The following is a 20,091-nucleotide window of genomic DNA, read 5'->3' on the forward strand; positions in this document are numbered from 1 at the left end:
CGGACGGCGGCAGATCAGTGCATCTGGTCATCGCTTACAGTAGCCGTGATTCGAGACATGGCGGGAGTACGGGGATCAGCCTCGATATCTCAGTGTGGATACCGGACGACGACGCCTACGCCGGTCGGGACGTTGTCGTGGATCCGCCGGGCACCAGCACTGGAGTAGGAGCTGAAAGCTTTCGTTATGAGCTGTGGGGCTCCGCAGCCGCACGGCGTCTCGGCGCGACGTTCCTGCCGCAACTCGCTGACATCACGGTCGAGAACCGTGGGAATCTCCAGGTCCCGCCCGGCCAGCTCGACGCCTTCGAGCAGGAGTGCGTACTCCTGGCAGAGAACGTCGAGCAACTATCCGCCGCGACTGGGCACGACGCGGATCGCATTCTCCATTACCTGACCAACGTGCGGCACGCTGTGGAGCGCGCCAAGGCGATACACGGCGGCATCATCATCTGGTAGCGGCATCAGGGACGGCCGGCTGGACAGCAGCGCCCACCCCGATTCCGCACATAAAGGAGTCCGCTCATCGGCTACGCGCTCATCGCGGCAGACCAGGGTGGCTGACCTTGGCCGGTGGGTGTTCATCCAAACCGTGCCTGCCGGCCCCATAGTGGCTCGCCGAAAGGTCCGTCCTAGTCCTGAGCGAAATCGAGTTTATGTACGTGCCACGGCATGCCTTGAGCGCGTTGAGGACATCCGATATTCGACCTTGGATGCGCGCATTGGGTATTGGCGTAAAGTCGCTGAGGGATGCGCCAACGGAGGCGAAGTCCGACGGGTCGAAGCAGTACTGGCCGAGGAGACTCCACCCCGCTTGTACCTCGACGACGACACCGTCCGGCGAGGAGGCCCGAAGCCAACCGGTGCACTGGTCGGAGAAGTTGTATGGAAGCATCACTGCGCCACCGGCCGGTGACAACCCTTCTAGAAGGGTCACCCACCGGTCCAACATGGCACCAGGTCCTCGGTACAGGCTGCCGAAGCCAAAAGAGGGGCTGTCGGGCTCCGAGAACTCATGGCGGCTGGTGCCTAGCTTGAGAACATAGCCCCGCCATCGCGCCTCGTCAGGCTCGACCGAGAAGACAATGTGCGGCCCTGGATCGGCGGACATAGGTGCCCTCTCGCTAGAATCGTGCCTCGGTTGCCGCAGCGTGCCGCTTCGAACAGGATCCGTCAAGCCTTTTGTTAGCTACCGAGGATTCAACACGTCTAAGTGGTGCACTGTCATCGGCAGTTCAGGATGCCCGCTCGACTCAGCAGCCAGCTACCGACCGTGACCGCCGTTGATCGGTCAGCACGCACGGACGGCGGCATGACAGTGCGTTCCGGTGTGGGGTTGGACGGATCGGTGCGGGTCGGTGCGCCGCGATGGGGATGAGTCCTACTCGGTCGGTGTGGTGGGCCATAGGGCGTCGGCGGGGATCGGTGGAAGTCGGCGCAGTGCTCGGATGACTCGTCGGGCGAGCGGTAGGGCCATCGTCAGGACGGCGATGACTTCCGTTGCTGCGATTGTGACGAGTGTGGTGCGTTGTGCCTGGTCGATGTAGTCAGGCAGGGTGACGATTCGTAGGGCGAGAGTGGCCGCGGCGAGCAGGGTGAGCGCCAGTGACCACGGCAGCGTGCGAGCTGGCTGCCTGGGTGCCCGCCCGGCCAGGTGAACCGCGATGGCGGCGGCGACCATGGCGCAGGACAGGCCAGGCCAGTCCAGCAGCCTTAGTGCCTGGCTGGTGGCCTGGATGGCGAACAGCGGCAGGGGAACGAGCAGGATGCCGATCGGTATCGCGAGGAGCCAGGGGCGGCGCGGCACCGGTGGGGCGCCGTGGTGAAAGGCCGCCATGGCGAGTACCAGGACGACGTCGGTGAGCCGCAGCGCCCAGGGCGTCACGGATAGCGGTACGTCACTGGCGGCCTGCTCCACGGCGGTGGTGACGGCGGGAGGCACGATGGCGAGCAGGCCGACGGCCTGGGCCACGCGGCGGTGTCCGAGGACGAGCGCGATGTAGGCCGGCAGCCAGGCGTAGCCGGCCAGGTTCCACGCGGTGTGCCAGATACTCCCCGACGGCGTGAGCGTCCAGGCGGGTGCGGGTGCCGGCAACCAGGCGATCTTCCCGGACAGCCACAGTGTGACGGCGACGCTGGCGGTGACCATGACGGCGTGAGTCAGCATCGCCATCAGGGTCGCCAGTCGCACGGCTTGTCCCCAGGCGTAGGAACGGGCTGGCGCGTCGGGGCCCCCGAGACGCAACCGGACAGCCAGGGACACGATGCTGGCGACCTCCGCCAGGCTCGGCCGGCCGTAGTCTGCGGCGTACGCGGCGGTTTCCGGGTCGTCGGTGTCCATGCTGTCCAGGAAGGCGGCGACCATGTCGTCTTCCCATTGCTGCCGATAGGCGGCGGGCAGCAGCCGCAGCACGAGGCGGTAGCGCTCTTCGAGTCGGCTCATGACGGCGCCGGCCCCGTGATCGGGTTTTGCTGGCCACGTAGCCGGGTCGAGGCGAGACGCGCGTTCGCGGCCAGTCGTTGCGCCTCCGCGGTGAGGGCGTCGCGGCCCCGCTCGGTCAATCGGTAGTACCGGCGTAACCGCCCTTGCCATGCCTCCTCGCGGTCCAGCTCGACCAAGCCGTCGCCGACGAGCCGGTCCAAAGCCCCGTACAGGGAGCCGATCTTCAGCTGCACCCGCCCTCGCGACAGCTCTGCCACGTCCGCGACGATCCCGTAGCCGTGGCGTGGAGCGTCGACCAGCGCGGTGAGGATGAAGAATGCCTGTTCCGTCATCACCCTAGAACTCATCCACCGAATATAGTGGATGACAAGATATAGTGCGAGCAGGGACCTCGATGGCCGGCACGGTTCATCAGGCGTCTCACACCCGCCGAGTCGACGAGACAAGGAGTCATCATGGGCGACGGTGACGCAACAGACGCCGCAGACCTGGGCGGGCCCGACTTCGCTCCTGCGATATCCACGATGGAGAGCAGTCTCGTCGGCGCCCCACCCACCAACCAGGCCATCAGCCTCGGCCCCGGATACAGCGCTCACGTCGTCCTACTCCGGACCCCGCAACGTGTTCAAACGCTGCCGGTCGCCGCAAGCAGCGGCCCCGGCGGCGGAGCGCGCCCGCTCCCGCGGCCGGTACGGCCGCGGGAAGGACTCGCCGGTAGCGCACCACGATCATAGGTAGCCGCGCAGCGGAAAACGGGCAAGCAGCCGCATCTCGGCATGAGCGGATGCACTCATCTCGACATGTCCGGGAGCTGGGCGGAACTCGTCATGACGTTCCGTAGCGCGCTGATCGCGGCATGAGAGTGAAACTGCACCACGCCCGAGTCGTCGAAGACGCGCCTGACCGCGGCCGCCAGCGTGGTCCTGCGGTCCTGGCGGGGTGTCGGCGGCGGTCACGCCACTTGCAGAACCACGACTCGGACACTTCCAGCGCTCGGCAGGCACGCGCGTGCGGCACGTCGTGCTCGGTCCTCTGGGAAGCGATGAAGGCGGCCACGCTCACCGGCCCGTCGCTTCCTTGACCCACAAGGACCACGGATCGCTTGAGCGCTGTGAGGATGGATCGGTGCCGCCCGGCGGGTGGGGTCTGACGCAGCTTGAGACCGGCCCTGCCGGTGCCTTCGTGATGACCCGTCGATCTCGCCTGCGGGCGGCCTGGTCGTGGCCGTCGGCATCATCCTTACGCTGCGAGCGATCTGGCCACTCCTGACGCATCCGTCGTAGACCACGGCGGAAGGCCACCCTTCCCCAGGTCCAGAGCTGTGTTCCAGCCGATATGCTCGGCGGCGATCGCTTGGCGCAGCGCGGCGCGTATCCGTTCGGCGGTGGGTAGATCCAGCCGGCACGCGGCCGGTCCGTCGCCGGTGCGGCCCATCACGTCCACGTCGTTGATCAGGATTGTCGGGGACGGGTATTCCCCGACGACTTCGGTGACCACCACGGGCGGGCCGAGGTCGGCCAGCGCCGCGTGCAGCGTCTGCCGTACCTGGGCGAGGTGCGGGCAATCCGGAACGGAGCGAAGCTCAGCTTTCACCCCACCAGTGTGAACCCGCGCTCGGCTCGGCTTGTTCTCCTCGCCTCCGGCGGTGCTGTCCGGGACGACGGTCCAGGCCTGTTTTGGGCGCTGGTGCCTGCCGCGCTGTGGGGGAAGGCCATCGCGGCTGCCGGTGCGTTCCTGGATGGTTCAGTGCCGGCGGGTGGCGAGCAGCGTCTCGGCGAGGGTGGTCAGGTCGGGGGCGGAGAATTCGGGGGTTGGGAAGAACTGAGGCCAGTGGTCGCCGGGGCGGTTGACCCAGGCGGGGCGTAGCCCGGCGGCGGCCGCGCCGGCGCAGTCCCAGGGGTGGGCGGCGACGAGGACCAGCGCTGCGGGTGTGACGGCGAGTTCGGTGGCGGCGTATCGGTACGGTTCGGGGGCGGGTTTCCAGCGACGCACGGCGTCGACCGACAGGATGCGGGTGAGGTAGCCGCTGAGGCCGGCGCGCTGCAGCAGCGCCTGCGCCACGTCGACGCTGCCGTTGGTCAAGGTGGCGAGCGGCACGCCGGCGTCATGTAGGGTGCGCAGCGCCGGTTGGACGTCGGGGTGCGGATCGAGGTGCCGCATCGCCGTGGTGACGATGGCGACCGCATCGTCGTCGACGGTGGGGTCGAGGCCGCGGAGGGTTTCGGCGGCGACCTCGGCGAAGGGTCGGTAGCCGCCGAGCGCGGTCAGCGCGAATCCGTCGCGGAGCAGACGCGCGAACCACACCGGTACCTGCTGTGGGTCGAGACCGGCGTCGGTGAACGCCGGCCGCAGCCGGTCGAGGGCGAACAGGGTCTCGTTGACATCGAATGCGACGGCTTCGATCGGGGGTGTGCCTGGTGGGCTCATCGGCGCCTGCCTCGGTCGCGGTGGCAGAGCCCGCGGTAGGTGGCGACGGCGACGGCACCGTCTGCCAGGTGCGGAATCAGGTCGGAGGCCCAGTCGGTGGCGCTCCACCGGCGGGGGTCGGTAATCCCGAGCATGGTCATGGGGGTGTTCGAGCCTGCCATTGCCAGGGCGGTGAGGACCAGCGCCGCAGCCGGGCGGGGCAGCCGGTGGCGGTTCAGCCGCGCGTAGCAGGCGGCGGCGCCCAGGCCGGCGCTGTAGCCGAGCAACGCACCGAGGCCCGTGATCCGGTGTTTCGTCGGTGGGTCGTCGCCGGGCTTGACGCCGGCCAGGCTGGCCAGGCGCCGCACGCTCTGCTCGGGGGTGCTGCTCGGCGGTCGCCTGCGCACGGCTATGTCGAGGTAGGTGACCAGGTCGAGGGCTGCCGTTCCGGCGGCGCCGGCGATCAGGCCGCTGGTGAGCATGCGCATGCCGTCGCGCTACCCACCCTGTCGGGCTCTACACCCACCACTGGTGCCCGAATGCCCCCGGCCCTCGACCGGGTGACGCTGGTTTGCCGGCGTGTGGACGCGATGTGGGAGCACCCCGGTCGGCCACCAGGATGATCATGCTGGCCGCGGTTGAGGCCGGTAGCGGGCGGATACCGTCGGGCTCTGTGTGGTCGCGGATCATCCTCGACGGCGGGGTGGAGCTGCCGGTCGGCTGGTAGCGCGCCTGCTTCCGCTGCCGGTCGGGTACTGCGGCGGCGAGGGCGGGGGTGGTCTACGTTGCCGCCGCGACGAACGGTGAGGCACTCGGTCATGCTGCTCCGAGTGCAACCAGGCGATTTCAGTACGCGGTTCGTAACTCCCTCCTTAGGCAATGGTCGCGAAGCTCCGTCGACAGGGCGCTCGCTTCAGTGCCAGGATGGCCGCGATGGACTCTTATATTGAGCGTCCGCCGTTGCCGGGGTTGGCGGGCGTGGTGCGGACGGTCTGGATCCAGCGCACCGGTGCGGCGGCGTATGTGCAACGACACCTACCCACGGGCGGGGTCGAGATCCACTTTCCGATCGGCGGCCGTCCCCAGCTGGTCGGTCCGCTGACCGGTCCGGAGATCGAGGTCATCCCGCCGCATACCACCATCGTGGGCGTGCGGTTTCAGCCGGGGACCGCGCCGCCCATGCCGGCGGTGCTCGACGACCTGGTAGACCAGCGCCTGAGCCTGGCGGAGCTGTGGGGACGTTCGGCAGACCGCCTCGTGGAGGCGATGACCGGAGCCGGAACGCCCGAGCGGGCGCTCACGGGCCTGCAGGCCCACCTCTTGCAGGAGTTCCGAGGCGCGACGCACGTGGATCCGCTGGTGTCCGAAGCCGTGCGGGCGCTGATGCCGTGGCACCCGGTCAACATCGACGCCCTGGCGACCCACCTGGCGCTCTCCGCCAGCCAGCTGCGCCGCCGCTGCCTGCAGGCGGTGGGGGTGAGTCCCAAGGTCCTGCAGCGGACGTTGCGGTTTCAGGGGTTTCTCGCGCTGGCTCAGGCCGGCGCGAGGTCCTCGGGCCGGCGTGGCGCGGACGGCGTGGCGGGGTTGGCGGTCGACGTGGGTTACGCCGACCAGGCACACCTCAGCCGTGAGTGCCTGCGCCTGACCGGCCTCACTCCGAGGCGGCTCCTCGGGGGCGCCATCGATCGCTGCGCCTGCGGCCATGAGCACTCCGCCTCCTACACACCCTTCCTCGCCACCCGTAGCAGGCCGCCACTGCGGGTCTGAGCCTGCGCGTTTCGTTCAAGACTCGTCGTCACACCGCGCATAGCGTCGAACGCGTGCCTGCCCTTGCGCTGGACGGCGAGATGTTCACACCTGATTCGTCGGGTTACGACGCGATCCGCCGCCCGGTCAACCCCGCCTTCCGGGACGTCCGTCCCCGGCTCGTGGTGCTGTGCCGCTCGGTTTCGGACGTCGTCAGCGCCCTGGCCTACGCCACCGCCACCGGGGAGCGCCTCGCCCCTCGTGGCGGGGGGCACTGCTTCGCGGGTCGATCGTCGACGGACGGGGTCCTGCTCGACCTGTCTGGCCTCGACGGCGTCTCCGTGGCGGACGACGGGGTCGCCAGGATCGGAGCCGGTGCCCGCTTGCGCCAGGTATACGCGGCGCTGCACGCTCACGGCTCGACCCTGCCCGCCGGGTGCGGTCCCACCGTCGGCATCGCCGGCCTCACCCTTGGCGGCGGGATCGGCCTGCTCGGTCGCAAGCACGGCCTGACCTGCGATCGTCTCGTCGGCGCGCAGGTTGTACTCGTCGACGGCACCGTCGTGGACTGCGACCAAGACCGGCTACCGGACTTGTTCTGGGCCCTGCGCGGTGCGGGCGGCGGCCAGTTCGGTGTGGTCACGTCACTGCGGTTCGACACGGTCCCGGAGCCGCTGACTACCCGCATCGAGGCGCGCTGGTCGGGCGTCGCGCTCGAGGACCTTGTCGCCGCCTGGCAGGCCTGGGCGCCGGACGCCCCGGACGAACTTACCGTCAATCTCACCCTCGAGTCCGAGCCCGGCGCACCGGTCCGGGCCACCCTGTTCGGCGCCTCCACCCTCGGGGAAGGACCGACTCGGGAGCTGCTGCGGGAGCTCATTGATCGGGCGTTCGAGCTGCGTGCCGGCCTGCCCTACCACCGCCTGAAACAGACCTTCGCCGACCTGGATCCGCCCGAACGAGCCCAGAGGACGCGGTCGGAGTTCTTTTCTCACGGGTTGTCCGACCGCACGCTCGCGTCGCTCCTGAGCCAGTTCGGCGCCGCGAGGACCGAGGGCCGGCGGCAGCTCACGTTCACCGCGATGGGCGGGGCCTACAACAGGGTCGCCGAGGACGCCACCGCGTTCGCCCACCGCGGCGAGCGCTTTCTGCTCGAACACATCGGCGACCCGGCCGACCCGTGGGTCGATCGTTCCTGGGCGACCGCCCACGCCGACGGGTCGGGGCGTGTCTACCCCAACTTCCCCGACCCCGCCCTCGACGACTGGGCCGCGGCGTACCACGCGGGCAACTACTGCCGGCTGGTGGCGGTCAAGAACGCCTACGACCCGCACCGGTTCTTCGACTTCCCGCAAGCCATCTGAGAAACAGCGAAGGAGAGACATGAGCAAGGTGTTCAGCGCTCACGCGGTCTCCGTCAACGGCTATATCAGCGGTCGCACCCCCGACGGTGCAGAGGAGTTCGGACGCGGTCTGGGGGACGCGCCTATGCTCTTCGACTGGTACTTCGACGGGGACACGCCGAGCAGGTTGTTCGATGGGTTCAAGCTCGACGAGCCCAGTGCCCGGTTCTTCGACGCCATCGCGGCCCGAGTGGGAGCCGCGGTGGCCGGGCGCACCACGTACGAGCACTCCAGCCACTGGGGAGGCGGTAGCCCGCACCCGACGGCGCCACTGTTCGTGGTCAGCCACCGGCCCGCGCCCGAGATCAGCGAGCGGCAGACTCTCGTCACCACCGGCGTCGGGGACGCCATCGCCGCGGCCCGCGAGGTCGCCGGCGACAAGGACGTCGCCCTGATGGGTGGCGGTCTGGTCACCGAGGCGCTCAGGACGGGACTCGTCGACGAGCTCATCCTGCACCAGGTGCCCATCCTGCTCAGCGGCGGTCACAGCTTCTTCCAGGAGCTCCCGGAACACGTGCAGCTGCGTCTGCTGGAAGTCATCCCGGCGTCCGGCGTGACGCACCTGCACTACGAGGTGGTCCGATGATCCTCGTCACCGGCGGGCTCGGCATGATCGGCGCCCATACCGCCCGCGCGCTCGTCAACCTCGGACACGACGTCGTCGTCACCTCCCACCGCCGGACCGACGTCCCGTCGTTCCTCGCCGGCAAGGTCAGCGTGGAACGCCTGGACGTCACCGATCGGGAAGCGTTCCTGGCCCTCGGCGATCGCTACGAGATCAGCGACATCGTCCACCTCGCCGGCAGCATCCCTGGCGCCGATCCGGTCGAATTCTTCCGCACGGACACCAGCGGCCTGCTCAACGCGCTGGACGCCGCTCGCACCTGGGGTGTGCGCAGGTTCGCCGTCGCCAGCAGCCTCGGCGTGTACATCGGCCGGACCGAGATCCCCTGGCACGAGGACCTCGCGCTGCCCACCGCGGACCTGCCGCACCTGATCATCGCCTTCAAGAAGGCCGTCGAGCCCCTCACCACGCACAGTCTCCAGGGCACCGACGTGCAGCCGGTCGTACTGCGGATCGGGAGCATCTGGGGACCTCTGATGGACCCGGAGTCACCGTTCAACCGCATCCCGCCGTACATCAGCGCGGTACTCCGCGGTGAGCAGCCGCGGCCCCTGCACGCCGACGACGGCGGCGACTGCTGCTACGCACCCGACGCCGGGCGTGCGATCGCCCTGCTGACAACCGCAGAAACCCTGCAGCACAACACTTACAACGTCTCCAGCGGCCGGATGTTCACCAACCGCGATCTCGCGGACGCCCTGCAGGCGATCACCCCCGGCTTGCAGCTCACCCTCCTACCCGGACGGCAGAACGGCCCCGGCGCCGAGCCCTACCTCGACATCACCCGGCTCACCCAAGACACCGGCTTCACACCGGCATTCGACAGCGCCACGGCGGTCGCCGACTACGTCGCGTGGCGCGCCGACAACCCCCGCTGAAAAGGAGCACTCCCATGCTTGACCCCGCCGTGCGCCGCATCCTCGACGGCGCCTCGATCGCCCACCTCGCCACCATCCTCCCGGACGGCTCGCCGCACACCACCCCCGTCTACGTCGGCACCCACGGCGATCGGGTCGTCTTCTTCACCGGCCCAGGAACGCGCAAGGCCCGCAACCTGCGCCGCGACCCTCGCATGGCGCTGTCCATCGCACCCGCCGACAACCCGTTCACGCCGGTTGTCGTCCGTGGACGAGTCCTCGAATGGATCGAGGGCGAGCCAGCGTGGGAAATCATCGACCGTCTGGTCACCAAGTACACGGATCAGCCCTACCCCCGAGGACAGGAACGCGTCGTGGCCCTGATCGAGCCCGAGCGACAGACCGTCGGCGTCGGCTGAGTCGTCGGACTGCCAGGGCGCTACATTCATAGTCGGCGTCACGGTCAACGGCAAGGTCGCGCGGGCGTCCTGACCTTGCCACGGAGCAGGTTGTGAATGGTCTCTGTGGTGCCGTCGGCGGCCCACCGGGTGAAGTACAGCCAGCTACCGACCGTGACCGCTCTTGATCGGTCAGCACGCACGGACGGCGGCAGAAGCGGATGCGCCACGCGCCTCTTGTCCGCGGGGCCAGGTTCGGCTCACGTCTGTTGGAGAAATTGCATGAGCTGCGCGGTGAGTTCGGCCGGCTGTTCCTCGAAGATCCAGTGGCCGGAGTCCTCGATGACGCCGCCAGTTACCGTCGTGGCGTACTGCGCGACCTGGGTAGGTACCGCCTCCCCGAGGCTGGCTCGGGCGCCGAGTGCGAGAACCGGCATGGTCAGCTTCGTCTTGCCGTACTCAGCGTTGTCGGCGACATCTTGGGGCAGTGCTCGGAAGTAGGCGAAGCTGGCGCGCAGGTGAGCGTCGTCTTGCAGGTACCGGGCGTACTCGCGGACATCGTCGTCGCCGACGCCGGTCTTCTGGACTTTGATCGAATCGGTGAACCGATCCACCCACAGGGCCTCGCGTCCGTCCACGATCTGTTCCGGCAGGCCGTTTGGGAGGCTGAAGAAGCCGAAGTTCCAGAAACCCGGTCCCTTCGGCGTCAGTGACGGGACCTGGTACAGGCTCTGGTCAGGGATAGGCGCTTCCGTGAGCACGAGCTTGCGCACGTGATCGCGGTGTGCGGCGGCATACGCGTACGCGACCATGGTCCCGATGTCGTGTCCGACGATGCTGACGTCGCCGTCAAGGCCGAGTTGGGTGAGCAGGCCGTACACGTCGCCGGCGAGGGTCTTCTTGTCGTAGCCTCCTGCCGGGGCGTCGCTGCCGCCGGCTCCCCGAAGGTCAGGCGCGATGACCGTGTAGTGCTTGGCAAGCTCCGGCAGAACCTTGCGCCACATGTACCACGTCTGGGGATAGCCATGCAGCAGGACCAGTGTGCTGCCCCGACCGCCCCGAACATAGTTGATCGTGACGTCGCCGACCTGCGCCGTCTGCTCCGTGAAGGAACCCGGAATCCGCTCGCCACCCATTGCCACTCCCTCTGAGGCACACACGGGTTCGTGGGCTACCCAACCCCGGGACTCGTACACCTCCCAAGCGCCGACGTATACCACGGTCATACCTGACTGGCTGGGCAACGCGATGCCCCGGAAGCGACGCTGCGGGTCCGGGCTGAACGGATAGCCACACTCTCATCGGCACGACCGGGCGTCGTGCTCTGCCGCTCCTCTGCCGCCTAGCGTGACGCCCGCTCGGCGGCTACTTATCTACTGGTGTTACAACCGCAGCCCGGCCAGGCTTGGTCGGCGTGACCGGCGGGGTCGCTCGTTCGGCGGCTGCCCACCCCGGTTTGGTGTGGCTCTCATCTGGCATGCGTCCTGCCGGTCACCGTGGCGGGAAGAGGTTCAAGTGGGGTCTGCCCAGCGCAAAGTAGCGCTGCCCTCCTCGCCGGATTCAGCCTCGGTCTGATCGAGGAGGACAAGCGTGGGACAAGCCATCATCGGTATGGATCCGCACAAGCGGAGCGGGCCGACGCAGTTCCGTCACTCGGCGTGGTGCTCGGTCGGCGGCAGATCCGCGCAGCCGAGTTGTGACATTCCGATCTTGTGCGGCGGCGGGTGGGAATGGCCGAAAGTACGACGGCTCGGGCGCCGGCGTGAACTTGTGGCCGAGGGGGCCGGGACGGTCGCTCGGCCAGGCTTTGGGCATGTCATGGAACGGTTTGAGAGACGTCGACACCATCGACGGCGGCCGGCCCCGGCCCGCCGCGCCCCAGGCGCGGAAGCGCGTCGTCGCGCTCGATGTGCTTCGGGGCTTCGCCCTGTGCGGGATCCTGCTGGCGAACGTGAAGCCGATCGCCCACGGCGGCGGCGAACTCGGCACCGAGCACGTACCGGAGACGACCGCGGCGATGGTGCTGCATCTGCTGGTCGACCAGCGATTCTTTCCGATCTTCTCGTTGCTGTTCGGCGTCGGCTTCTCGCTGTTGCTGGAGTCGGCGCAGGCGCGGGCCCGGCAACCGCGAGTGGTGCTGCTGCGCCGGCTGCTGGCGCTGCTGGCCGTGGGCCTTTTCCACTTCCTGGTGCTGTGGAAGGGCGACATCCTCACCGTGTACGCGACGCTCGGCCTGCTGGTCCTGCTGCCCTCCACGTGGCTGCCGCGTCGCGTGGTGGCGATCGCCGCCGGGGTGCTCATCGTGCTGTCGGTGACCCTGCTCGGCGGCTGGTACTCGGCGATCCCCGGTCTGTTCCTGCTCGGTTCGGCACTGACCCGGTACGGGGTGGTCAGAAGGATCGGCTCCGGTCCACGAACCACTGCGTTGTTGGGGTTGATCTTTGCCCTTGCCGCCGTGCCCACGACGGTGATCCAGTTGCGCGCCGGGTCCGACCCGAACAGCACTGCGTTCAGGATCGCCTATCCGGCGGCCGGGTTGCTGACCGCCGGTGCCTACGTGTGCGGGATGTTGCTGCTGCTCAGGACGCGGCTGGCCGGGCCGTTGACCGCCGTATTCCGGCCGCTGGGACGGATGGCGCTGACGAACTATCTCACCGCGACGGTGCTGGTGCTGGGGATCTTCGGCGTGGTCGGCGGCTCGGACCGCTGGCCGGTCGGCGGGGTGGTCGCGGTCGCCGCGGCGGTCCTCCTGATGCAGTGGATGTGGTCGGTAGTCTGGCTGCGCCGGTGCCACCAGGGGCCGGTCGAGTGGCTGTGGCGTTGGGTGACGTGGTGGCAGCGGCCGCCGCTGAGGCGCCCGCGATGACCAGGCGCTGCTCCGGATCGACATGAGAGGCATCATGATTCTCGCCGGAAGGCGCACCGGCCTGCGCCGGGCCGGCATGCCGGGCACGCTGGTCGAGGCCGCGTTCGGAGTGCTGCTCGCCGCCGGTCTCGCCCTTGAGGTGGCGGTGGTGCTGAGCCGCCGCCCGGCATGGCCGGTGGGCGCGGCGCTGGTGCTGATCACGGCAGCGGTGTGCGGGGCGGCGCTGCTGCGACGACGGTTCCCCGCTCGGGCGGCGGCCGCGGCGATCGTCTTGTGCGCGGCCGCCGAGCTGATCGATTGGCAGACCGACCAGCAGGGTCAACCCGCCCCGATCGCCTGCCTGGCGCTACTGGTGGTGGTCGCCTCCGCAGTGCGGTTCCTGCCCGGTGCGGCCGGTGCCGTCGCGGTCGCCGCCGGCTCCTTGGTGGTCGCCGCCGGCACCATCGAGCGGTACGCGACCTACCTGGCCCAAGACATCCCGAACGCGCGAACGGCCACGCAGATCATGGTGACCGGCTGGGTGGTCGCGGTCACGGTGGGCCTGTGGCGGCGGCTCGGCGACGCGCGGCGGCGGGCGATGGTCGACGGGGTACGGCGCACCGAGCGACTGGTCCTAGCCCGTGACCTGCACGACGTCGCAGCCCACCACTTGACCGGCCTGATCATCCAGGCCCAGGTCGCGCAGCTCGCCACCGATGCCGATCCTTCCACGATCCGGGCGACCCTGACCGAGATCGAGACGGCTGGTGCTCAGGCGCTCGCCTCCCTGCGGCAGGTGGTGCGGCTGCTGCGGGACGACGAGCCGGCGGTCGCGTCAGTGCCGGATTCGCTGGCCGAGCTGATGGACCGCTTCGACGATACCGGCACCCGCGCGCGGCTCGACCTGCCCGACGGCCCCATGCCGACCGACTGGCCACCGGAGACCACCATCGGCATCTACCGGATCGTGCAGGAGGCGCTGACCAATGTGGCCCAACACGCCCGCGACGCACGTACCGTCACCGTGACGCTGGCCCACGACGCGCGGACCATCCGGCTGCGCATCGCCGACGACGGACAGTCCGGCCACACTACCCGCCCCGACGGCCACGGTCTGGTCGGAATGCGCGAGCGAGCCGCCGCCCTCGCCGGCGAGCTGAGCGCCGGTCCGGGCACACCCACCGGATGGACAGTCGAGGCCACCATCCCCACACCGGGAGCGTCATGACCATCCGCGTGCTCGTCGCCGAAGACCAGGCGATCGTCCGCCGAGGTCTTCGGCTGCTGCTGGAGAGCCAGCCCGACATCACGGTGGTCGGAGAGGCCGTCGACGGCCCGGAGGCGATCAGCCTCGCCCGGGAACTCCGCCCGGACGTCTGCCTGGTGGACATCCAGATGCCGCGGTTGGATGGCCTCGACGTGACCCGCGCACTCGCCGGTGCCGCCGTACGCGACCCACTGCGAGTCGTGATCATCACGACCTTCGACCCGGACGAGTACGTGCACAGCGCGCTCCGGGCGGGGGCGGTCGGGTTCATCCTCAAGGATTCGGGGCCGGCCCTGCTAGCCGAAGCGGTGCGGGCGGCGCATGCCGGTGACGCGATGATCTCTCCATCGATCACGATGCGGCTGCTGAAGCAGTTCGGGCCGATCGCGCCTCGATCGCCGCGCCGACCCGCGACACCGCTGACTGACCGGGAGATCGAGCTGATCAAGCGGCTCGCCCGGGGACGCACGAACCAGGAGATCGCGCACGAACTGTTCATCTCGCTGAGCACGGTGAAAGCCCACGTGGCTAACATCCAGGACAAGCTACAGCTGCGAAACCGTACCGAGATCGCCGCCTGGGCCTGGGAAAATCGGCTGGTAACGGAGACTTGACCGGCGAGGGGGAGCCTGCAGCACCACAATTCGGCAGGCTTCGGGAGTAATCGAAGCCGAGGGGCCGGTGCGCTGAAGTCGTGCGCAGCGGTCCTGATGAATCTCGCCGTCTTGTTCACCACGAATCAGACCGTCACTGCCCAGACCCCCCAACCACGGGCACCACAACCCCTTGCCAGCCCATCCGCTCATCGGCAGTTCAGGTTGCCCGCTCGACCCGGTGGCCAGCTACGGGCCGTGACCGCTCTTGGTCGATCAGCATGCACGGACTGCGGCATGACAGTGCGTCGTGATGGAGCCGTCGGCTTGACCTCAAGCAAGGTTAATGTTTGAGGATCGCGCCATGTGCGATGGCAAGAAGTCAGCACCTAGGGTCGCGGTCATTGGCACGGGCGCCATCGGTAGTGCCCTTGTACATCGGCTGCTGGGAGGCGGGTACGACGTTACGGTGTGGAACCGTACCGAAAGTCGTGCGACCGAGCTGGTGGCCGCGGGGGCGTTACCAGCGCGGTCCGTGCGGGAGGCGGTGTCATCCAGCGCCCTCGTCTTCCTGACCCTCAAGGACTACGCAGCGGTAGAGCAGTGCCTCACCCAGCTCGACATGGACCTGTCCGGGCAGACGATTGTCGGGATGTACACGGGTACCGGCAGCGAAGCGCGGCTGGCCGCTCAGCGGGTCACCACCCTGGGCGCGCAATACATCGACGCGGGGATTCAGGCCTCGCCCGAGATGATCGGCACCGGTGCCGCAACGATCTTGTATAGCGGCTCTCGGCACGCGTTCGAGCAACACAAGACGACCCTCGAGCTGCTGAGCAGGCCCCGCTTTGTCGGAGAAACGCCGGAGGCGGCTGCGGTCTGGGACCTTGCCCTCTTCGGGGTGTGGTACGACGCTCAACTCGGTCTGCTACGTGCCCTTGATGCAGCGCGTGAGGCCGGCATCGACGTGGTGGAGTTCTCCCACACGGCGAGTACCCAGCTCGGCCATGTGGTCACTGCGGTGTCCGCCACCGTCTCGGAAATGCAACAGGCCACCTATCCCCCAGGCCCCGCAGACCTCACCGAGCACCTGGCGGTCGTCCGCCACCTCATCGAACTGCGGTCCGGCCGACGTCTCGGCGATGGCGGACTACCAGAGGTAGCGGCGAGAATCGAAGCGCTCATCGCAGACGGCCGCGGAGACGAGGGCTTAACCGCAACGGTCGGGTAGCGTTCGACCAGCCGACACCCGCTCATCGGCACCTCCGCACGTCGCCACCCGGCCGCACTCCACGATGCGCGATCTGCGGCAGATGTGCGCACTCGGCCGCCGATAACCCCGCTCCTCGAACGCCGGGCACAGGGACGCGGCGTTGTTGGTCGAGATTGGGACGGCCTGCAAGGACGCCGCAGCGTTGCTGCGGCGTGTTGCGGCAGCGGTTGGCCGCCGTAGCAGTTGATCGATACTGTGCGTCGGTGGCCCGTGCACAGCTCACCGCCCAGTTGGTGGTTGATGGTCGTGTTCCGCAGGCGTTGGCGCTGTCGCCGGACGGCAAGTGGGTCGCCTACGTGGTCGCCCCGGTCGGGCGGGCTGGTGTTCACCCGGTCAGCGAACTCTGGGTCGCCGCCGTTGACGGGGCCGGGTCTCCGCGACGATTGACTTTGGGTGAGGCGTACGTTTCGGCGCCGCGGTGGGCCGGGGATTCGCTGTTGATCTACTTTCTCTCCGACCGGGCCGAGCGTGGCACGGAGCAACTGCACCGGGTAGGGCTGGTCGACGGTGTCGTGCGGGCGGTCACGTGCTGGGCTGGTGGGGTGTCCGGGCACCTCCCGCTGGCCGATCCGGATCTGGTCGTGGTGATCGCAGCGGATGAGCCGTCCGCTGAGGATGAGCGTCGGGGCAGGGAGCGTGACGACGCTCGGGTGTGGGGTGAACGCGTACGCCCGGACCGGCTGCGGCTGCTCGACGTGCGGAGCCGGGAGGTGCGGACACCGGATGCGTTCGGCGATCGCCATGTCGTCGAGGTGGTCCAGCGGCCCGACGATGGAATCCTGGCGGTACTGACCTGGTCGACCCCCGACGTGGACCCGGGCCTTGTGGAGCCCGGTCTCCACCTCCTCGATCCGGACAGCGGCGTGACGCGGGACCTCGGCCCGGCTGCGGCAGGCGCGTCGTCGCTCGTCTGGTGGCCCGCCGACGACGGCTGGCACCTGGCATATGTCGCGAAGACCCCGCCCGCTCTGGTGGGCGGACACGCGGTTCTCGATGTCGCCGTGCCGGTGAACGGGCCGGTGGGCGAACACCGTAACCTGACCGCCGGCACGACCGTCTGCCCGAGCAACCTGGTCCAGGTCGACACCGGTCCGCCGCTGGCGCTGGTCGCCGACGGGCTCGATACCGCGATCCACCGGCTCGATCCGGCCGGGCCCACCCTCGTCGAGGTGTCCCGGGTCGACGGCCTCGCGACGTCGTTGACCACGAGCCGGCACGGTGACGCCGTCGCGGCGGTCGTCAGCACGTCCTACGAGCCCGGAAACGTCCACGCCGGCCCCACTTGCGAGCCGCTGACGAGGCTGACCGATCTCAGGCCCGAACTCCGCAACATCCGATGGGGTGTACAGGAACGCCTGTCGTACGAGGCATCTGACGGGCTGACGCTGGACGGCCTGCTGATCCTGCCCGCCGGCCGGTCTCCCAAGGACGGGCCGTTTCCACTGGTGACACTGGTCCACGGCGGCCCGTACCACCGGCACGCCGACCGGCTCATGCTCGGCTGGGACCCGTCCGGCCAGTGGCTGGCAACCGCCGGCTACGCCGTGTTCCTGCCGAACCCACGCGGCGGCCAAGGGCACGGCCACGACTTCGCGGTGCGCGTCACCGGCGCGGTCGGCCTCGACGAGTGGACCGACATCTGCGCCGGCATCGACCTGCTCATCGCCGACGGCGTCGCCGACCCCGACCGGCTGGGCATCGGCGGCTGGAGCCACGGCGGTTTCATGGCCGCATGGGCGGTCGGGCAGACCGACCGGTTCAAGGCCGCCTTGATGGGCGCCGGAATCAGCGACTGGGGAATGCTCGCCGCAACCGGAGAACAGGGGCCGTTCGAGGCTGCCCTCGGCGGCAGCAGCGGCTGGGAAGGAACAGGTCCACACCGCCACGACCGGATCAGCCCGATCTCGTACGCCTCCAACGTCCGCACGCCAGTGCTGATCCTGCACGGCGAGAACGACACCAACGTTCCGGTATCACAGGCGGAGTTCTTCCACCGCGCGCTACGCAGGTTCGGAGTCGAGCACCAGTACGTCGTCTATCCCCGAGAGAACCACTCGATCCGCGAACGCAACCACCAACTCGACGTACTCCGCCGCACCCGCGCATGGTTCGACCGCTGGCTCGAATGACCCAACGTCCGACCGCCACGACCGCTACCGCCGACCGCGGCAGGCCAGACCACCTATTCCAGAAACAGGGCGGCAAGCAGCGGCAAGTTGACGCAGCTGCTGATCGTCGTCCAAGTTCCACAGCAGCCACGCACTCATCTCGGCAGTTCAGGATGCCCGCTCGACTCAGCAGCCAGCTACCGACCGTAACCGCTCTTGATCGGTCAGCACGCACGCCACGGGCGCTACCTCAAACTCACCACCTGAGACACGTCTAAACCACACAAAAGGGCCAATCTCGCCAAGCTGGATCAGATGTCATCTTAACGGCAGGTACCTCGGTATTTTATGATCGACGCATGGAACTGGTTGACGGCGACCGCCTCGGCCGACTGGTCAGCACCCATCCGGTGGCCGTCTCACGCCGTTGGCGCACCGGCGGCCTGGCACTGGCGATCGGCCTCGGTGGCGCGCTTCTCCTGGGGTACCTGATCAGCGTCTCGCCGGCCAGCGGTTCCGGCAGGCCGTTGCTCCTCGGCTTGGTGCCGATGGCCTGCGGTCTTCCGATCGCCGTGGCCCAGCTGACCAGGGCGGTACGGGGCGGCCGCAAGGAGACCTTCGAGCTCTACGAGAGCGGCCTGGGTCGCCACACCTCGGGTGGACACCGGCGCTGGACCTGGGAGCAGGTGGCCGGGATCCGGGTGAAAACGAATGATGGCACCCTATGGGTCCGCCTGGGCTCGGACCTCAAGTGCGCTGTGCGGTTCTCCGACGGTACGAGGGTGTGGATCGACGGGCACACCAAAGACGGCCGGCTGATCGCTCGAACTCTGGTCGCCCGGCGCCCAGACGTGTCGTCGCCGCCGACGGACGGGTTGGACCAGTTGGGGCCGTGGCGGGTGATGCGCTGGGTCCTACCCATCGTGATCGTGGTCAGCGCCAGCGCCTTGGTGCTCCTCAGCCGCTACGTGAATGCGCACGACGGATATCACCACGTGCCGGACAGCGAGGGCAACCTTCAACTGCAACCAGAGCTGAGTGGCGTCGAAATGGGGCTTCTCATACTCGCGGGGGCGGTCAGCGTCATCGCACTGGTCGCCTCGTTGGTGCTGCTGGGCATACAGGTACTGGTGCGCTTGGCGGGCAGACGTTGAAGGGTCTCCAGTCACTGAGCCGGTTTCATCCTGAGTAGCGGCTCTCGACGCGGTGTAGGACGAGGATGGCCTGCACGATCGCGGTCGCGCGGCGGGGACAGCAGCGCAGTTTGGTCCTGCGATGGCATCGTCGTCGGTTGCGGCGCGATGCGCTTCGTGCACCTGGCGCACACCCTCGGCGCATGAGTACGGACGTGGGTCATGATGTCGATCGTGCAGATCGAGCTTGTTACGGATGATATCACCGCCGAGCGGGTGGATGCGATCGTCAATGCGGCGAACTCGTCGCTGCTGGGGGGTGGAGGGGTAGACGGCGCGATTCACCGCAAGGGCGGCTCCGCGATTCTGGACGCTTGCCGTGCCTTGCGGGCCAGCCGATACGGCCGAGGCCTGCCGGTCGGGCAGGCCGTGGCGACAACCGCCGGCCGCCTCCCGGCTCGCTGGGTCATCCACACCGTCGGGCCGGTGTGGAGCGCCACCGAAGACCGCTCGCCATCGTTGCGCGGCTGCTATCACAACTCGCTCATCGTTGCGGCCGAACTCGGCGCGAAGTCCGTCGCATTCCCGCTGATCTCATCTGGCGTGTATCGCTGGCCGAAGCAGGACGCCGTCATCCAGGCGTTGACCGCGCTGCAGACGTCGCCGCCGGCCATTGAGCTCGTGCGTCTTGTCCTCTTCGACGACGACACCCGGCAGACCGCCGAACGGGCCAAGCAGATGCTGCACGGTCCGGCCACCCCGCCGCCGAGCCATGAACCCGACCAACGTTGACTGGGCTGCAAGGCGAGCCGATCGCCGCAGATCCGGATAGCAGGTCACCGTTCGCTCAGCATTGGGATCAGAGAGCGCGCCTCGCGGCAGATTAGGATTTCGGCGGTGGTCGGCGGTGACGACGAGGCCCAAAGTCGGGTCGGCATCTGCACTGCTGGCATGATCGTGGCCATGTGGTTGGAGTCGCGGTGACGGCTACGTCG

The 20,091-nt window shown here is 68.6% G+C and carries 19 protein-coding genes and 1 pseudogene; 13 read left to right on the plus strand and 7 right to left on the minus strand.

Annotation, left to right across the window (positions count from 1 at the left end; translation table 11 throughout):
* The first annotated feature begins 92 nt into the window (after nucleotides 1–92).
* Nucleotides 93–458 carry a hypothetical protein gene (locus ACFYM6_RS30465; protein ID WP_387280909.1) on the plus strand — a complete coding sequence of 122 codons (366 nt, stop codon included), beginning with the start codon at nucleotides 93–95 and terminating at the stop codon, nucleotides 456–458.
* Nucleotides 459–1,380: 922 nt separating this feature from the next.
* Here the strand turns inward: ACFYM6_RS30465 and ACFYM6_RS30470 are convergent.
* The 5 genes from ACFYM6_RS30470 to ACFYM6_RS30490 all read right to left on the minus strand — a co-directional run bounded on the left by ACFYM6_RS30470 (nucleotide 1,381) and on the right by ACFYM6_RS30490 (nucleotide 5,336).
* The gene (locus tag ACFYM6_RS30470) at nucleotides 1,381–2,412 is read right to left on the minus strand and encodes a hypothetical protein (protein WP_387280910.1); all 1,032 of its coding nucleotides are present in this window, start codon (nucleotides 2,410–2,412) and stop codon (nucleotides 1,381–1,383) included.
* Nucleotides 2,413–2,438: 26 nt separating this feature from the next.
* Nucleotides 2,439–2,774 carry a PadR family transcriptional regulator gene (locus tag ACFYM6_RS30475; protein ID WP_387280930.1) on the minus strand — a complete coding sequence of 112 codons (336 nt, stop codon included), beginning with the start codon at nucleotides 2,772–2,774 and terminating at the stop codon, nucleotides 2,439–2,441.
* A gap of 907 nt (nucleotides 2,775–3,681) precedes the next feature.
* Complete coding sequence (locus ACFYM6_RS30480) at nucleotides 3,682–4,035, minus strand: hypothetical protein (RefSeq protein ID WP_387280911.1); 354 nt, start codon at nucleotides 4,033–4,035, stop codon at nucleotides 3,682–3,684.
* Nucleotides 4,036–4,185: 150 nt separating this feature from the next.
* Nucleotides 4,186–4,869: a haloacid dehalogenase type II gene (locus ACFYM6_RS30485; protein ID WP_387280912.1), complete on the minus strand. Its 684-nt coding sequence runs from the start codon at nucleotides 4,867–4,869 to the stop codon at nucleotides 4,186–4,188.
* Nucleotides 4,866–5,336: a hypothetical protein gene (locus ACFYM6_RS30490; RefSeq protein ID WP_387280913.1), complete on the minus strand. Its 471-nt coding sequence runs from the start codon at nucleotides 5,334–5,336 to the stop codon at nucleotides 4,866–4,868. Before ACFYM6_RS30490 ends, ACFYM6_RS30485 begins: the two co-directional genes overlap by 4 nt.
* Before the next feature lie 436 nt (nucleotides 5,337–5,772).
* Here ACFYM6_RS30490 and ACFYM6_RS30495 point away from each other — a divergent pair, with 436 nt between their 5' ends.
* The 5 genes from ACFYM6_RS30495 to ACFYM6_RS30515 are packed head-to-tail and all read left to right on the plus strand — an operon-like array spanning nucleotide 5,773 to nucleotide 9,898.
* Nucleotides 5,773–6,615, plus strand: coding sequence for a helix-turn-helix domain-containing protein (locus tag ACFYM6_RS30495; protein WP_387280914.1), 843 nt, complete (start codon nucleotides 5,773–5,775; stop codon nucleotides 6,613–6,615).
* A gap of 53 nt (nucleotides 6,616–6,668) precedes the next feature.
* On the plus strand, nucleotides 6,669–7,958 hold the full coding sequence (locus ACFYM6_RS30500) for an FAD-binding oxidoreductase (protein ID WP_387280915.1): 1,290 nt from the start codon (nucleotides 6,669–6,671) through the stop codon (nucleotides 7,956–7,958).
* A gap of 19 nt (nucleotides 7,959–7,977) precedes the next feature.
* Nucleotides 7,978–8,583 (plus strand): dihydrofolate reductase family protein, encoded by a 606-nt coding sequence (locus ACFYM6_RS30505; protein WP_387280916.1) that lies wholly within the window; start codon nucleotides 7,978–7,980, stop codon nucleotides 8,581–8,583.
* Nucleotides 8,580–9,500, plus strand: coding sequence for an NAD-dependent epimerase/dehydratase family protein (locus ACFYM6_RS30510; RefSeq protein WP_387280917.1), 921 nt, complete (start codon nucleotides 8,580–8,582; stop codon nucleotides 9,498–9,500). The genes ACFYM6_RS30505 and ACFYM6_RS30510 overlap by 4 nt, the downstream gene beginning before the upstream one ends.
* A 14-nt stretch (nucleotides 9,501–9,514) precedes the next feature.
* On the plus strand, nucleotides 9,515–9,898 hold the full coding sequence (locus ACFYM6_RS30515) for a PPOX class F420-dependent oxidoreductase (protein WP_387280918.1): 384 nt from the start codon (nucleotides 9,515–9,517) through the stop codon (nucleotides 9,896–9,898).
* A 239-nt stretch (nucleotides 9,899–10,137) separates the two neighbouring features.
* Here ACFYM6_RS30515 and ACFYM6_RS30520 read toward each other — a convergent pair whose 3' ends face one another.
* Nucleotides 10,138–11,013, minus strand: a complete 876-nt coding sequence (locus ACFYM6_RS30520; protein ID WP_387280919.1) for an alpha/beta fold hydrolase — start codon at nucleotides 11,011–11,013, stop codon at nucleotides 10,138–10,140.
* Between the two features lie 677 nt (nucleotides 11,014–11,690).
* Here ACFYM6_RS30520 and ACFYM6_RS30525 point away from each other — a divergent pair.
* From ACFYM6_RS30525 to ACFYM6_RS30550, 6 genes are all read left to right on the plus strand, one after another.
* Entirely contained in the window at nucleotides 11,691–12,743 is a 1,053-nt protein-coding gene (locus ACFYM6_RS30525) for a DUF418 domain-containing protein (RefSeq protein ID WP_387280920.1), read from the plus strand.
* Nucleotides 12,744–12,765: 22 nt separating this feature from the next.
* Nucleotides 12,766–13,950, plus strand: coding sequence for a sensor histidine kinase (locus tag ACFYM6_RS30530; protein WP_387280921.1), 1,185 nt, complete (start codon nucleotides 12,766–12,768; stop codon nucleotides 13,948–13,950).
* Nucleotides 13,947–14,603, plus strand: a complete 657-nt coding sequence (locus ACFYM6_RS30535) for a response regulator (protein WP_387280922.1) — start codon at nucleotides 13,947–13,949, stop codon at nucleotides 14,601–14,603. Before ACFYM6_RS30530 ends, ACFYM6_RS30535 begins: the two co-directional genes overlap by 4 nt.
* Before the next feature lie 343 nt (nucleotides 14,604–14,946).
* Nucleotides 14,947–15,813: an NAD(P)-dependent oxidoreductase gene (locus ACFYM6_RS30540; protein ID WP_387280931.1), complete on the plus strand. Its 867-nt coding sequence runs from the start codon at nucleotides 14,947–14,949 to the stop codon at nucleotides 15,811–15,813.
* 245 nt (nucleotides 15,814–16,058) lie between these two features.
* A complete protein-coding gene (locus tag ACFYM6_RS30545) occupies nucleotides 16,059–17,984 on the plus strand; it encodes a S9 family peptidase (RefSeq protein WP_387280923.1) in 1,926 nt (641 codons plus the stop codon).
* 338 nt (nucleotides 17,985–18,322) lie between these two features.
* Nucleotides 18,323–19,117 (plus strand): hypothetical protein, encoded by a 795-nt coding sequence (locus tag ACFYM6_RS30550; protein ID WP_387280924.1) that lies wholly within the window; start codon nucleotides 18,323–18,325, stop codon nucleotides 19,115–19,117.
* Nucleotides 19,118–19,142: 25 nt separating this feature from the next.
* Here ACFYM6_RS30550 and ACFYM6_RS30555 read toward each other — a convergent pair.
* A pseudogene (locus ACFYM6_RS30555) lies at nucleotides 19,143–19,232 on the minus strand (IS5/IS1182 family transposase); the annotation flags it as partial.
* 86 nt (nucleotides 19,233–19,318) lie between these two features.
* Here ACFYM6_RS30555 and ACFYM6_RS30560 point away from each other — a divergent pair.
* Nucleotides 19,319–19,888 (plus strand): O-acetyl-ADP-ribose deacetylase, encoded by a 570-nt coding sequence (locus ACFYM6_RS30560; RefSeq protein WP_387280925.1) that lies wholly within the window; start codon nucleotides 19,319–19,321, stop codon nucleotides 19,886–19,888.
* Nucleotides 19,889–20,091: the final 203 nt, after the last annotated feature.

This window comes from Micromonospora sp. NPDC006431, assembly GCF_042870725.1.
Classification (GTDB): Bacteria; Actinomycetota; Actinomycetes; order Mycobacteriales; family Micromonosporaceae; genus Micromonospora.

Bases quoted from the DNA above. Each gene is read 5' to 3' on its own strand.
- ACFYM6_RS30475 (WP_387280930.1), bottom strand. From the start codon at position 2,774: ATGACGGAACAGGCATTCTTCATCCTCACCGCGCTGGTCGACGCTCCA.
- ACFYM6_RS30485 (WP_387280912.1), bottom strand. From the start codon at position 4,869: ATGAGCCCACCAGGCACACCCCCGATCGAAGCCGTCGCATTCGATGTC.
- ACFYM6_RS30490 (WP_387280913.1), bottom strand. From the start codon at position 5,336: ATGCGCATGCTCACCAGCGGCCTGATCGCCGGCGCCGCCGGAACGGCA.
- ACFYM6_RS30495 (WP_387280914.1), top strand. From the start codon at position 5,773: ATGGCCGCGATGGACTCTTATATTGAGCGTCCGCCGTTGCCGGGGTTG.
- ACFYM6_RS30505 (WP_387280916.1), top strand. From the start codon at position 7,978: ATGAGCAAGGTGTTCAGCGCTCACGCGGTCTCCGTCAACGGCTATATC.
- ACFYM6_RS30510 (WP_387280917.1), top strand. From the start codon at position 8,580: ATGATCCTCGTCACCGGCGGGCTCGGCATGATCGGCGCCCATACCGCC.
- ACFYM6_RS30515 (WP_387280918.1), top strand. From the start codon at position 9,515: ATGCTTGACCCCGCCGTGCGCCGCATCCTCGACGGCGCCTCGATCGCC.
- ACFYM6_RS30520 (WP_387280919.1), bottom strand. From the start codon at position 11,013: ATGGGTGGCGAGCGGATTCCGGGTTCCTTCACGGAGCAGACGGCGCAG.
- ACFYM6_RS30525 (WP_387280920.1), top strand. From the start codon at position 11,691: ATGTCATGGAACGGTTTGAGAGACGTCGACACCATCGACGGCGGCCGG.
- ACFYM6_RS30530 (WP_387280921.1), top strand. From the start codon at position 12,766: ATGAGAGGCATCATGATTCTCGCCGGAAGGCGCACCGGCCTGCGCCGG.
- ACFYM6_RS30535 (WP_387280922.1), top strand. From the start codon at position 13,947: ATGACCATCCGCGTGCTCGTCGCCGAAGACCAGGCGATCGTCCGCCGA.
- ACFYM6_RS30540 (WP_387280931.1), top strand. From the start codon at position 14,947: ATGTGCGATGGCAAGAAGTCAGCACCTAGGGTCGCGGTCATTGGCACG.
- ACFYM6_RS30550 (WP_387280924.1), top strand. From the start codon at position 18,323: ATGGAACTGGTTGACGGCGACCGCCTCGGCCGACTGGTCAGCACCCAT.
- ACFYM6_RS30560 (WP_387280925.1), top strand. From the start codon at position 19,319: ATGATGTCGATCGTGCAGATCGAGCTTGTTACGGATGATATCACCGCC.